At 65.4% G+C, this 14,640-nt stretch carries 5 protein-coding genes; 4 read left to right on the forward strand and 1 reads right to left on the reverse strand.

The annotated features are described in order from the left end of the window. The first annotated feature begins 52 nt into the window (after nt 1-52). Nucleotides 53-1,261, forward strand: coding sequence for a beta-ketoacyl synthase N-terminal-like domain-containing protein (locus IM816_RS06300; protein WP_256470261.1), 1,209 nt, complete (start codon nt 53-55; stop codon nt 1,259-1,261). Beyond that, nucleotides 1,258-2,046, forward strand: a complete 789-nt coding sequence (locus IM816_RS06305) for an enoyl-CoA hydratase/isomerase (protein WP_250340221.1) — start codon at nt 1,258-1,260, stop codon at nt 2,044-2,046. Before IM816_RS06300 ends, IM816_RS06305 begins: the two co-directional genes overlap by 4 nt. A 14-nt stretch (nt 2,047-2,060) precedes the next feature. On the opposite strand, the gene IM816_RS06310 is transcribed toward IM816_RS06305, so the two are convergent. Beyond that, on the reverse strand, nt 2,061-3,356 hold the full coding sequence (locus IM816_RS06310) for a cytochrome P450 (RefSeq protein WP_250340222.1): 1,296 nt from the start codon (nt 3,354-3,356) through the stop codon (nt 2,061-2,063). Nucleotides 3,357-3,630: 274 nt separating this feature from the next. On the opposite strand from IM816_RS06310, the gene IM816_RS06315 reads away from it, so the two are divergent. Together IM816_RS06315 and IM816_RS06320 are read left to right on the forward strand one after the other, a co-directional pair. Beyond that, nucleotides 3,631-3,954: an acyl carrier protein gene (locus IM816_RS06315; RefSeq protein WP_083527459.1), complete on the forward strand. Its 324-nt coding sequence runs from the start codon at nt 3,631-3,633 to the stop codon at nt 3,952-3,954. 115 nt (nt 3,955-4,069) lie between these two features. Then, nucleotides 4,070-14,635 carry an SDR family NAD(P)-dependent oxidoreductase gene (locus tag IM816_RS06320; RefSeq protein WP_250340706.1) on the forward strand — a complete coding sequence of 3,522 codons (10,566 nt, stop codon included), beginning with the start codon at nt 4,070-4,072 and terminating at the stop codon, nt 14,633-14,635. Nucleotides 14,636-14,640: the final 5 nt, after the last annotated feature.

Consider the following 14,640-nt stretch of genomic DNA (forward strand, 5'->3'; position numbering starts at 1 on the left):
CCCGACGCCTCCGCAGGGCATGCTTCACCGGCGCATGCGCGGGGGACTAGGGATGGATGCGAGCAAACCATGGGTAACCGGGCTCGGTGTCATGTCGACACAGGGCACGGGTAAGGCAGCGTTTCTGCAAGGGCTGCTGGAAGGGCGAACATCGTTCGATGTGATGGCCCGTGAAGGACGCCAACACGATACGTCGCGCTTTCTGGGCGCCGAACTCGCCATGCCGGCCGCATCGGGTGCGGAGCGCACGCTTTCTCTTTCCGCGCGAGCCGCCCTTGCGGTCGTTGCCGAGGCTTGGGACGAAGCGGGCCTTGACCAGCTCGATCCCACCCGTGTCGGGCTAGTGATCGGCGGCAACAACGTACAACAGCGCGAACAGGTGTTGGTGCACGACGCCTTTCGCGAACGGCGTGCGTTCGTTCGGCCGACGTATGGTCTGGGTTTCATGGACACCGATCTCGCCGGTGCCTGTTCGGCGCGTTTCGGTATTCGCGGTGCCGCTTTCACCGCCGGTGGCGCCTCCGCCAGCGGACAGCTGGCCATCATCCAGGCGCGCCACATGGTGGCATCCGGCCAGCTCGACGCGTGCGTGGCGGTAGGCGCCTTGATGGACCTTTCTTACTGGGAATGCTCGGGCTTCCGGGCGCTCGGTGCGATGGGTTCGACGCAGTTTGCCGATGCGCCCATGCACGCATGCAGGCCATTCGATGTGCGGCACGACGGATTCATCTTCGGTGAGTGTTCCGCTGCCATCGTGCTCGAATCACCGGGGTCGGCGACGCGCCGCGGCCGACACGTCTACGCCAGCCTGGATGGATGGGGTCTCGCCATGGATGCGAATCGTCAACCCGATCCATCCGTCGAAGGCGAGACGCGCGCGATGACCGAAGCGCTGGCGCGCGCGGGCTGGCAACCGCACGAGGTGGGCTATGTGAACCCCCACGGCACTGGCTCGGTGATCGGCGACGAGACGGAGTTGGCCGCCTTGCGTGCGGCCGGTCTTTCCGGTGTCGCGCTCAACGCCACCAAGTCGCTGACGGGACACGGTCTGACGGCGGCGGGGGCGGTAGAGGTGGTGGCGACGCTGCTGCAGCTTCGCGCCGGCCGGCTTCACCCCACCGCCAACCTCGACGAGCCCATCGCGCAGGATTTTCAATGGGTAAGGGAAGGGGCCGTCGCGACCGACGCGCGTCGCGCCCTCAGCCTCAGTATGGGTTTTGGCGGCATCAACACCGCCTTGTGCTGGGAGATGCATGCATGACGTTGGAATCCACGACCGCTATCACGCCACGTCACGCCGTCGACGTGCGTATCGAAGGCGCGGTATGTCATCTCGTGTTCGATCGTCCCGACGCCAACAACGCCATCAATGCGCAACTGGTCGCCGAGTGCCACACGGCGTTGGATCGCTACGCGCAGGACGTGTCGATCGTCGTGCTCTCCGGTTCCGCGGAAACCTTCTGTTTCGGCGCCGATTTCGCTGAACTCTCGCAAGGCGTCGATCCTCAGTTTGCAGCACATGCGGGCCCGGGCCCGATGTTCGACCTTTGGCAGCGACTCGCGACGGGTCCGTTCGTGACCGTTTCCTACGTGCGCGGCAAGGTGAATGCCGGCGGCATGGGTTTTCTCGGCGCAAGCGACATCGTGCTCGCGGACACGACTGCGCGGTTCAGTCTCTCGGAGATGCTGTTCGGTCTGTATCCCGCATGCGTGCTGCCATTCCTCGTGCGCCGTATCGGCTTCCAGCGCACCCACTATCTCACCTTGTCCACGCAGCCGATCGACGCGGCCACGGCACAGGCGTGGGGTCTGGCGGATGCGGTGGACGAGCAGGGCGACATGCTTTTGCGACGTCACCTGCGTCAGTTGGGACGCCTGTCGAAGACGGCTATCGAGCGCTACAAGACCTACGCGCGGGGCGTTACACCCGATTGGGGCGCACATCGCGAGCGCGCCATCCAGGGCAACCTCGAAGTTTTCGAGGACCCGCACAATCGCGCCGCCATCGCCCGGTACGTCACTGAGGGTCTGTTCCCCTGGGAGTGACTTGCTAGAGATCCCTAGGCCCCCGCGAAGCGCAGTGGCAAGGTTTTCAGCCCGCCGACGAACACGGCCTTCGAGTGCTGTGGCGCACCGGCCAGCTCCAGTCCGGTGAGACGGGGCAGCAACTCTTCGAAGAACACGCGCATCTCCATGCGGGCCAGATGCTGCCCCAGGCACATGTGTCCGCCGAAGCCGAGCGCGACGTGCTTGTTCGGCGTGCGGTCCACGCGGAAAGCACGCGGATCGTCGAACACGGCCTCGTCCTGGTTGCCTGACATGTAGCAGAGCATCAACCAGTCGCCCTTGCGGATGAGCTGGTCGTTCAGTTCGTAGTCTTCCGTCGCGGTACGCATGAAATGACGCACCGGCGATGTCCAACGCATGGCTTCCTCGCCCAGGCCGGCAATCAGCGACGGGTCCGTGCGGAGTTTCTCGAACTCGGCCGGATGCGAAGCCAGGCCTAGCATGGCGCCCGCCGTCGACGCACTTACCGTGTCGTGGCCGGCCGTGGACACGAGCGAGTAATACGACATCGCTTCGAAGGCGCCGATCGGCTCGCCGTCGATCAAACCCTGCGCGATAACCGTGGCGAGATCGTCGCGCGGATTGGCGCGGCGGTCCTGCGTGATCGCGTCGAAGTAGCCGAAAAGTTCGTCCACAGCTGCCTGCAACCCCATCAGGCCCTGTTCCGCGGTGACCACCGTTTCGCCGGAGCGATTGAGATCCTCGTCGAGGTTGCCGAAAACCTGCTTGGTCAGACGCAGCATCATGGGTTCGTCCTCGATAGGGACGCCGAGGATCTGCATGATGACGTGCAGCGGATAGTGCACGGCGACCTCCGTTACGAAGTCGCATTCGTTGCCCTTTGCGAACATGCGGTCGACAAACCCGCGGGCGATGCCACGAATGGCGTCTTCGCGTCGCGACAGGTTCGACGCCGTGAACCAGTTGCTCGTCAGTGCACGGTACTTCCGATGATCCGGATCATCCATGTGCGCGAGCGTGCGCGCGAGGTGCGGGCTTCCGTCGCGCAGGTAACGAACGAGCAGATCGGTGTAACGGTCGGTCAGGATGGTGGCGCGATCGCCGTTGTGGAAGACCTTGTTGTTCTTGCTGACTTCGAGAATGTCCGCGTGACGCGTCACCACCCAGAACGGGTCGAAGTTGCGCGAGCGTGCGACACCGAGCGGCAGGTTCGCGCGAAGCCAGGCGTAAGTCGACGAGAGGCGTTCGATGTCCGCGTAGGTATGGGAATCGAGCAACGTCTGCGTGACGTCGGCCGGTAGTACAGGCGCTTCCACGGAACTATCCATTCCCCACCATCCCTGCGTTGAAGATCGCGCGAGTGTCGTGCGCGTTTGGGTTGCGCGCAATCAGACAAATTCCTAAGGGATCTGTCATGAGGCGTGCATATGCTTATTATTTCCTTTGTCTTCACAAGGCAATGCTGAGTTGCATATTGACGCAATTCTTGGCCTCGTGGTACATCGTTGGACTGGGGATTCAAGCGACTTTTCGTTTTTCGTCGGCTGACGTCACGTCAGTACGGGCGGAACTGTACGTTCGAGCGCTACACAGGGGATCAGGATGATAGTGGACAACCAACAGTTGCAGGCCTCGACCGAGGCATACCTCGAGTCCGTCGTACTCGAGGCGTTTGAAGAGGCCGATCCGCCGCTGGATCCCGCCGATCATCCGTTCGATGCGGATACGCCATTCCGCGACTTCGGCATCGATTCCTTCCTCGTGCTGAAGATCCTTATCCGCCTTGAGAGGGACTTTGGCACGTTGCCCAAGACCTTGATGTTCGAGCACACGAATATCCAGGAGCTTGCCGCCTACCTGGTGGGCAGCCATCCGGAAACGGCGGCGGCTGTGGCATTCGACGGACGGGTGTCGCCAGCAGTCTGACCCGGCGCATGAACAACGTAAGGACCGAGCTGTGAGCGAGATTCGCGCCGCATCCGGGGTTTCACGTTCCGCCACCACTTCAACGCAAGACAAGGGGACGAAAGCTCCCTTGCTGGTGCGCGCGTGCGACCTCGACAACGATCCCCGGTGGTCCGCCTGGGCTACTGCTTTGTTCGAGACCTACCGCAACGAAGGAGCGGCGTCGCGCGGTATTGCGCACATCGCTCCCAACCTGTTTATCGATGCCGCACGTTCCGGCTACTTCCGGTACGCGCGCCGCGGGCGCGTACTGCTTGTGTACGCATTCATCGGGCCGGACGCATCGTTCGGGACGGCGGCGCGCGAACTGCTCGCGCATTGCGATGCCAAGGGTTACCAGCTCAACTTCCTGTCGCCCCGGCCCATCGATGCGATCGGCGACCGCGTCTTCAGCGCGACGCCCTTCGGTGTCGTGCAGCGATTGGAAGACATCGATGCCTTCACGCTTGCGGGCGGTGCGATGCACCGGCTCCGCTACCAGGTCACCGGCTTTCAAAAGGCCGGGCGATGTACGGTCGAGGAATATGTCTGCGGCACGGACTCCGCCGTTGCCGCCGACATCGCACGAGTGATCGACGCCTGGTGTAGCAAGAAAACGAAGATCAATCCTCTCGTACACACGGCACGTGAAGAAATCCTTGCCGGCACGCTTCACCCACGCCACCGCCTCTTCCTGACCCGCCTCGACGGGGTACTGCAGAACGTGGTGCTGATCTCGCCGCTGTCCGATCGCGACAATGGCTATCTGATGGACCTCGAGTTCTACGGCGACGATATGCCGCGGGGCGGCCTCGAATTCGCCATCGTTCACATCATCAAGGTGCTTGCCGACGAAGGCCGCAAGGTCTTCAGCATGGGCGGCACCTACGGTTGCCGCATCGAGACCTCGCCGACGGCGGACCCCGCGGTCGATGCGCTCCTCGACGATCTGCACAAGCAGGGCATCTTCAACGACCAGGGCAATTTCCAGTTCAAGAACAAGTTCCGCCCGCTCAATAGAACCATCTACCTGTGCCGACCGATGGATGCGGGACGGGCAGACAGCGTCATCGACATCATCATGATGATTGCCGACCCCTCTCGTTCGCCGACGGTTGCCGACGACCACACGCCACTCGAGCCTTTCGACACCACTGACGCAACGGGCGTCGGCGAGACGACGGAGGCGATCCTCGCAGTGCATGACATGCCGGACTCGCCGCGGTTGCGCGCGCTCTCGGAGGCGGGCTTCAATCCGCTCGGCATAGCGGCCGCCGACGTGCCGTTCGACGTGAAGTCCGACTCGTGGGCACAGGTGCCGAGCGACACGAAGGCGTCGCGGATGGCGGTACTGCACGAAGCGTTGCAACAACCCGTCGACGTGGATGGCGTGTTGCGCAAGGTCTTTCCCTACGACGCCTTCGTGCTGACCGAATCCGGGCGCAGCGCCGAGGAAGCGTTCTATCGAGCGTTCCAGCGGCGCGGACGAGTGTTGCAGAACATCGTGTTCCCCACGAATCTCGCGCATCAGATCGCCGCGGGGTTCACCCCGAAAGAGCTGCCGGTCACGGGTTTCGCGGGTTTCCAGTGCGTGGCGAACGGGCGAGGCGATATCGATCTCGAACGTTTGCCAGCCATGCTGGCCTCGATGCCGCAGGACATCGCCATGGTGTTCGTCGAACTCGCGAACAATGCCGCTGGCGGCGTGTCCGTCTCGCTCGATCACCTGCGTGCCGTGCGCGACCTCGTGCGCCCTCATGGCATTCCACTGGTCATCGATGCAACGCGCATCTTGGAAAACGTGCGCCTCGCGCAGCGCCAGGATGGACGCGAAGACGCCGACGTCTGGGGCGACGTCAGGGCATGGATGGAATGTGCCGACGCAGCCATCGTAAGTCTTGCCAAGGATTTCTGCGTGGATCGCGGCGGCCTCGTGTGTCTGCGCGATCAGGCACAGGCACGCGCTGTACGTGACGAGGCGCAACGCCAGGGCACCGCGCTTCACGCGATGGATCGGAAGCTGGTGGCACTCGCGCTTCGCGAGCGCGGCGAGCTCGTTGCGCGCGTCGACGAACGCATGGCGACGGTACGTGCCTTGGCCGCGCTCTGCGCCGAGTTCGGCGTGCCCGTGGCAGACCCCGCGGGCGGTCATTGCGTGGTGATCGACGCGGGCCAGTGCGAGGCATTTCGTGGTGCGGACGATCCTGCGGCGGCGTTCTGCGCGTGGCTCTACCTCGCCAGCGGTATACGCGCCGGTCGCCACAGTACCGGCATGCAGCGAGGCGAAGGTGTTCGTTCCCTGGTACGTCTTGCCGTGCCGCTTGGCTGGTCGGCCGAGACGGCCGAGCGCTTTCTCGCCGCCGCGCGTGCCGCGTTCGCCCGCGTAGTGAACGTCCCCGTGCTGCGCGTGATCGACGGCAAGCAGGGTTTTGGCGACGCCATGGTCCGTTATGCGGCAGAAGGCTTCCGCCGCGTCGAACTCGCCGCTCTCCACAAGGGACAGGACACCGTGACCGCAGTGCAGGGACGTTCGGAACACGTTGCAGATGCGGCGGCGTCCGATGAACGCCGCGACGAGGATGGTCCGCGACCGGATGACATTGCCATCGTTGGCATGGCCGGGCGCTATCCCGGCGCGAAGCACGTGGGGCAGCTCTGGGAGAATCTGCGTGCAGGTGTGGACGGCATCACGCTGCTTCCCGAAGACCGCTGGGAGCGTCGCCTCCGTTATGGCGAGGCCGCCCGCTACCGGGGCGGATTCATCGACGAGGTGGATCGGTTCGATTCGCTGTTCTTCAACATTCCTCCGAAGGACGCGGAGCGCCTGGACCCCCAGGAGCGCCTTTTCGTGGAGGTGGCATGGGAAGCGTTGGAAGACGCCGGATACTACCCCGAGGCGATCGCTCGTTCCCCCGAAGGCAACCGCGTGGGCGTATTCGTCGGTGCGGTGTGGGCGATGTACCAGAGCGTCGGTGTCGAGGAGCGCCATGTCGGCCACTCGGCCGCTCCGAATTCTTTCCTCTGGAGCATTGCCAATCGCGTTTCGTACGCGATGAATTTTTCCGGGCCGAGCCTCACGGTGGACACGGCCTGCTCATCCAGCCTGACGGCGCTGTATCTTGCGTGTGAGGCCATTCGCCATGGCGAATGCACCTCGGCACTGGTCGGTGGCGTGAACCTCGACCTGCATCGCTCGAAGTGGGACATCAATTGGTCGGGCGGCGCGTTGTCGCCGGACGGCGTCTGCCGGAGCTTCGGTCAGGGCGCGAACGGTTACGTCGCTGGCGAGGGCGTGGGCGCCCTATACGTCAAGCCGCTTGCGCAGGCTCTCGCCGACGGCGATCAGGTGCATGGCGTCATTCGTGGCATCGCCGTCAACCACGGCGGACGCACGAGCGGTTTCATCGTGCCCAATCCGAAGGCACAAGCGCAGCTGGTGCAGGCGGCCATGGAGCGTGCAGGCGTGGCGCCGGGCACGATCGGATACATCGAGGCCCACGGTACAGGTACCGAGTTGGGCGACCCGCTGGAGATGTCTGCGCTGAACACGGCCTTTCGCGATGCCGGCATGCGCGAGGCCAGTTGCTCGGTCGGCTCACTGAAGTCGAACATCGGTCATCTCGAAGCCGCCGCTGGTGTGGCCGGTGTGACCAAGGTGTTGCTGCAGATGCGTCATCGCGAGTTGGTGCCGTCCCTGCATTCGAGCGTGCTCAACGAGCACATCGATTTCCGTGGGTCACCCTTCCGTATTCAACAACGGGCCGAGTCATGGGAGCCGATGGTGCCGGGTGCACCCCTGCGTGCCGGTATCAGTTCGTTCGGTGCCGGTGGCGCAAATGCGCACGTGATCCTCGAACGCTACGAGCCGGCATCCTCGGCACAGGAAGAGGGCGTGCCATCCGCGCTCGTCTTCCCGCTCTCGGCGCGCACCGAGGCACAGCTGTCGGACATGGCGGCGCGCCTGCAGGGCTTTCTCGACGCGGACGCCGGCAAGACGGCGCTGGTGGACATCGCCTTTACCCTGCAGGTCGGGCGCAAGCCGTTCGAACATCGACTGGCGATCGCCGCGTCGAGCGCGACCGAGCTGTCTACACGACTCGGCATGTTCCTGGCCGGGCGCAAACACGCTGCGGTGGCGGCAGGCAGCGGGAAGACTGCCGATCCGGTGCTGCGGCTGCTCTCGCGCAGTGAGCGGCAGGCCATGTCGGCGATGCTGGCTTCCGGCGCCGATGCGAACAAGCTTGCGCGGCTGTGGGCCGATGGCTTGCTTGCCGACTGGCAGCACGCAGCGATCGCGGCGAAAGGGCGGCGTGTCTCGCTGCCTACCTATCCCTTCGCGGACAAGCGGCATTGGGTGCCGGACGAACCGCCCGCGCATGGCACTGCGGGCGGGCTGCCTGCCTTGCATCCGCTGATCGACGGAAATGAATCGACCTTCGATCGACAGGTTTTCAGGAAATCGTTTCACGATCGCGACTTCTTCATCTACGACCACAAGGTCATGGATGTGCCCACGCTCCCTGGTGTCGCCTACCTGGAGCTGGCGCGCAAGGCGGGCGAGCTGGCCGCGGGGATGCCTGTTCGCCGCCTCAGGAACATTCTCTGGGTGAGCCCCATCGCGGTGCGCGGAAACGTGCACGAGGCGCGCGTCGAATTGTTGCCGGGTGCCGACGGTGTCGCCTTCGAGGTCTACAGCGAAGGCACGGGCGGCAACCGCATTCTGCATTCGCAGGGCAAGCTCGGCTACGCCGCGTCGGCAGGCGATGAGGCTTCGTCCGTCGATCTGGACGCCATTCGTGCGCGCTGCCGCAAGGTCGCCGAGAGCGACGCCGTCTATCCGCGCTTCCGTGACCTCGGCCTCGATCTCGGTCCTTCGTTCCAGTCGCTGCGCGAGGTCTACAAGGGCGACGGCGAAGCACTCGGGCTGCTGCGCCTCCCGGCGTCGCGCCGCGGCGATCTGGCGTCGCTGCTGCTGCATCCGTCGCTCATCGATGGCGCGCTGCAGGCAGGCGTGGCCGCCGAACTCGTAGCCGGCGACGCACGCATGCTCGTGCCATTCTCGATCGGCGAGGTCGAAATTCTCGGCGCGCCCGGCGAGACCTGCTGGACTTGGGTCACCGAAGTGCGTGACGAACGCGCGGCCACCTCGGCCGTGTCGCGCAAGAATGTGACGATTCTCGATCCGGATGGCCATGTTCTGGTGCGCATCCGCGAAGCCACCGGCGTTCCCATCGGTGAGGTGCACAAACCTTCGGCGGCGGCGAGCGACGACGTCTCGACGCACGTCTACCTGCCCACCTGGGACGAAAGCCCGGCAGTCGCGACGGCTACCCCGGACGGTGCGATTCTCGTACTGGACGATGCCGCCGAGACGAGCGAGGCCCTTGCTCGCCTGCATACCGGGATGGTGGCGCGGGTGAGTCTCGGCGAGCGCTTCGCGCAGACCGGCGATCGCCTGTTCCAGGTACGTCCGGGCAATGCCGACGACATGGATCGGGTCATGGAGGTGACGGGCGTTCCCGCTCTCGCGATCACGACCGGCGCGCATGACGACGAAGGCCTCATCGACCGCGTATTCGGGCTCTATCAGTCGCTGGCGCGTCGGCGTCTCGAACGCCCCGTGCGTGTGCTGCACGGCATCGCGGCAGTCGGTGCGGGGCGTCCGCGCCAGCAGGCGCTCGTCGGCCTGCTTCGCTCGCTGCGCCTGGAAAACCCGCGGATCGATGGATCGGTCGTGGAGTGGGATGGCGACCCCGCGGACGCGATGGGTCTGGCTCGCGTGCTGATGGCCGAGAGCCTATGGAGCGACAGTGCCTGGATCCGCCACGTCGGTGGCTCACGCCAGACACCGAAGCTGGCGCGTCGGGACGAGGTGACCGCGCCGACGGAGCAGGGTGCGGCGCTCGCGCGCGGCGGCACCTGGTTCATCACGGGCGGCGCAGGCGGCCTGGGCATGATCTTCGCCGATTGGCTGGCGTCCACGCTGGACGCGCGGGTCGTGCTGATGGGGCGATCCGAGCCATCCGCGGAGCTGACCGCACGTTTTGCCGCATGGCGCGACGCAGGCGCCGATGCCATCTACGTCCGTGGCGACGTGTCGTGTCGCGATGACGTGGCACGCTGCGTCGCCGAGGCACGCGCTCGTTTCGGGCCGCTGCACGGCATCATTCACTCTGCTGGCGTGTTGCGTGACGGCTATCTCCGACAGGCCACACGCGAAGACTTCGACGCGGTGCTCGCACCGAAGGTCGATGGCACACGGTTTCTGGACGAAGCCACGCAGGACGACCCCCTTGCCTGTTTCGTGCTCTGCTCGTCCATGGCGGCGCTGGGCGGCAATGCCGGACAGACGGCCTACGCCTATGCGAACCACTACATGGACGACTTTGCAGCCGCACGCGAGGTAGCGCGCAGCGCTGGGGAACGCCAGGGGCATACCCTGTCGGTGAACTGGTCCCTCTGGGCAGACGGCGGCATGCGTCTGGACGCTGCGACGCAACGCATGTTTCTCGACAGCCTGGGCGTTGCCCCCTTGCCGAAGGACCGCGCGCTGGCGTGCTTCGAATCCGTGCTCTCGGCTGGCCATTCTCAGGTCGCGATCGTGGAAGGCATGCGCGATCGCATCGAGCGCGCCTGGGGCATCCGGAAGGAGAAGCCACGTACGTCGCAGCCGGCGGCATCTGCGACGGCAGCCGCCACGACCGGCAACGACCTCGCGGTGGCGGTGCGCGGCAGACTGCGCCAGATCGCGATGGACATGTTGAAGCTCGACGCAGAAGACATCGCGACCGACAGCGTGCTTCTCGATCTCGGTTTCGACTCGATCGGGCTCACGACCTACGCCAACGCGATCAATCAGGCGTATGGCGTCGAGGTGACGCCGGTACTGTTCTTCGATTACCCGTGCATTGCCGACGTAGCCGGCTATCTGTGCAGCGACTGCGCGACACAGGTCGCTGCCGTGCATGCCGCTTCATCGACGGAAACATCGTCGAGCGCCGCAACGCCAGCGACGTTGATGCCAGCGATCGGCAGCGGCGAACCGGTATTCGGCCGCAAGGCGTCCGCGGTCGTGGCCGGCGAGGCACCGGTCATGGCTTCCCGCTCCAGTGGCAACCGGTTCCGCGACATGCCGATCGCCATCGTGGGCATGGCCGGTGTCATGCCCGGCTCCGACGACCTGGACGCGTTCTGGCAGCATCTGGACGCGGGCGACGATCTCATCAGTGTGATTCCGCGCGACCGCTGGAATTGGGAAGACTACTTCGGCGATCCGTTCAAGGAAGCCAATCGCTCCAATTCCAAGTGGGGCGGCTTCATGAACGAGGTCGACAAGTTCGACCCGCTGTTCTTCGGTATCTCGCGCCGGGAAGCGCAGATGATGGATCCGCAGCAGCGGATTTTCCTGGAAACGGTCTGGAAGGCGGTCGAGGACTCGGGCCATAAGGTCTCCGACCTCTCGGGCACGCGCACCGGCCTGTTCGTCGGCGTGGCGACCAATGACTACGTCGACGTGATGAACCGGCACGATATCGATCTGGACGGTTATTCCGCGTCCGGCAACTCGCATTCGGTGCTCGCCAACCGCATTTCGTTCCTGCTGAATCTGCGTGGGCCAAGCGCGCCGATCGACACGGCGTGTTCCAGTTCGCTGGTGGCATTGCATCGTGCCATCGAGTCGATCCACACCGGTAGCTGCGACATGGCGCTGGTCGGTGGCGTGCAGGTCATGCTGAGCCCCGGCGCGTACATTTCCTTCGGCATGGCCGGGATGCTGAGCAACGACGGTCGCTGCAAGACCTTCGACAAGCGTGCCGACGGTTACGTGCGGGGTGAAGGTTCCGGCGCCATCTTCATCAAGCCGCTGGATCGCGCCGAACGGGATGGCGATCACATCTACGCGGTGATCCGGGCGACCGCCGAAAACCACGGGGGCCGGGTGACCACGCTCACCGCCCCCAACTCGAATGCCCAGGCCGAGCTTCTTGTCGATGCCTATACCAAGGCCGAGGTGCCGATCTCCGACGTGGGCTACATCGAATGCCACGGTACCGGTACGAGCCTGGGCGATCCCATCGAGATCCAGGCCCTGAAAAAGGCGTTCGCCGAACTTCACGCGCGACAGGGCACGACGCCGGCGGAGGCGTACTGCGGCCTCAGCTCGGCCAAGACCAATATCGGTCATCTTGAAACCGCCGCGGGCATCGCAGGCATCCTGCGAGCGGTGCTCGCACTGCGCGCGCGGCGCATTCCGGCCAACGTGCATTTCGAGGAAGTGAATCCATACATCGATCTCAAGGCGTCACCGTTCTACATCGCCAGCGGCACGCGGGACTGGTCGGCGCCGTGCCGTGCAGGGGTCGATCGACCGCGCGTGGCCGGCATCAGCTCGTTCGGTTTCGGCGGTGCCAATGCGCACGTCGTGATCGAGGAATACGTGCCTGCACCGATGCCGGTATCGCCGCCACGCGAGCGCGTCTACCCGCTCTCGGCACGCGACGAAGTCAGGCTCAGGGAGTACGTGACGCGGATGCTGGATCACGTTGCGCGCGATCCAGACATCGATCTCGGACGCCTTGCCTGGACGTTGCAGGTGGGTCGCGATCCGATGCAGGCGCGTGTCGCCGTGGTGGCGACCGACAGGGCGTCGCTGCTGGATGCGTGGCGTGGCGTACTGGCGGGAGCGCCGAGCCGGGCCGCGTGGGCCGGTACGGTCAAGGGTGAAGTGGACATGGCGGAGCTGCCGTCCACCGTGGACGCATCGTCCCTCGCCGCCGCCTGGGTGGCCGGCGCGCGGATCGATTGGTCCGCGCGCTGGGACGGACCCACACCGCGTCGCCTCGCGCTACCGCCGTACCCGTTCGCTCGCGAGCGTTGCTGGCTACCTGGCGTGGAGGGCTTCCGAAGAGATGCGTCCGCGGCGAAGGCGGCCGACGTGACCGACGTCCCGCTCGCGGTGACGCCGGTCGACGCATCGGTCACGCTGCTTGCCGTACCGGCGTGGGTGCCCGTCCAACTCGCGGGCACGGCACGCGAGCGCCCTCGTCATGTATGGGTGCTCGGCCTCGACACGGCTGGGCTCGCGGCAGCGATGCCGACGGCGGACATCCATGCGTTACCCCTGGTCAGCACGGCGGAAGACGCGTTCGGTGCCTGGGTGCTCGCCTGTTTCGAGCGGCTGTCCGCACTGCGTGCGCCTGCGCTGTTGCAATGCGTCGTCGCGGGCGATGCAGCCGATCTCGCCATCGGCCTGGAAGGCATGTTGCGCACCGTAAGCCACGAACGTCCGGGGCTCGACACCCAATGGGTCGTCGTCCCTGCCGGATCGGACGACGCCAGCGTGGCCGCGTGGCTCGATCGAGCCGCCTGCGATCCGCCGAAGCCGGTGCTCAAGGTATCGGCCGATGGGACATGGATGGCATGGCAGCGCAGCGCTGTCGAAGTGGACGCTTCCCCCGCGCCGTGCGCGTATCGCGAACACGGAGTGTTCCTCATCACCGGAGGACTTGGCGGTTTGGGTACCCTGTTTGCGCGCGACATTCTCACGCGAACCCGGCACGCCAAGGTCGTGCTCAGCGGACGCGCGATGCCGGAAGGTGAGCGTCGTACGCGCATCGATGCGCTCAGGCGCGAAGGCGGCGATCGGGTAAGGTTCGCGGCGCTCGATCTCGACGACGCGGCCTCGGTGCGCAAGGCCATCGACGCGATCGTGCAGGCGGAAGGGCGGCTCGATGGCGTCATTCACGCCGCCGGCATGACAGATGACGGGCGCACGGAAAGCAAGAGCCGCGCGTCGATCCACGCGGTGCTCGCGCCCAAGTGGCGTGGCACGGTCCATCTCGATCACGCCACACGGCATCTGGGTATGGATTTCTTCGTGCTGTTTTCCTCGGTGGTGGGCACCTTGGGCAACCCGGGACAATTCGACTACGCCGCGGCAAACGGCTTCATGGACGCCTATGCGGCGCGTCGCTGCGCGGAGGGCGCCACCGGCTGGTCCTCGATCGGGTGGCCGCTGTGGGCGGACGGCGGCATGCATGTGGCGCAGGACGTCCAGGCGGCCGTCCGCGCGCATACGGGCATGGAGCCGCTGCCGACGTCCATCGGCATCCACGCCTTCCATCACTGCCTCGCGAGCCGGTACGCCCAGCCGCTGGTGATGTTCGGCAGGCCCGATGCGCTGCGCACCACGCTTGAAGGCAAGGCACGCGTCGCGGCGCCAGCGATGGTGGGTGCCCTGGACGAGGCGCATGTCGCAGCAGTGCGCGAACGCATCCTCGCCGTTGTGGTGGACACCCTGCTGGTGCCGGCCGGGGACATGGACCCGCAGGCGCCGCTGAGCGACTACGGCCTGGACTCGATCGGTATCGCGAACCTGTTCCGCGGCGTGAACCGTTCGCTCGGTATCGAACTGGCGCCGTCCACGCTGTTCGAGCACCCGTCACTGGATGCGCTGGCGCGTCACGTCGCCAGCCTGGTAGCGCCGGTGCCCGTCGCAACGGGCGCCACGCAGCACGCCGACGACGATGAGGTGGAAATCGTGTTCGACATCGACGATGCCGAGCCGATCACGGAGGGTGAGCCGGATGCGATGGCCTTGCTCGACGCGGTGCTGTGGCGTGAGGGGGATGAAGAGGAAGGCTACGAGCGCGTGACGTTCTGATGGAG

The organism is Luteibacter flocculans, from assembly GCF_023612255.1.
In the GTDB taxonomy this organism is placed as follows: Bacteria; Pseudomonadota; Gammaproteobacteria; order Xanthomonadales; family Rhodanobacteraceae; genus Luteibacter; species Luteibacter flocculans.

Bases quoted from the DNA above. Each gene is read 5' to 3' on its own strand.
- IM816_RS06315 (WP_083527459.1), top strand. From the start codon at position 3,631: ATGATAGTGGACAACCAACAGTTGCAGGCCTCGACCGAGGCATACCTC.
- IM816_RS06305 (WP_250340221.1), top strand. From the start codon at position 1,258: ATGACGTTGGAATCCACGACCGCTATCACGCCACGTCACGCCGTCGAC.
- IM816_RS06310 (WP_250340222.1), bottom strand. From the start codon at position 3,356: ATGGATAGTTCCGTGGAAGCGCCTGTACTACCGGCCGACGTCACGCAG.
- IM816_RS06300 (WP_256470261.1), top strand. From the start codon at position 53: ATGGATGCGAGCAAACCATGGGTAACCGGGCTCGGTGTCATGTCGACA.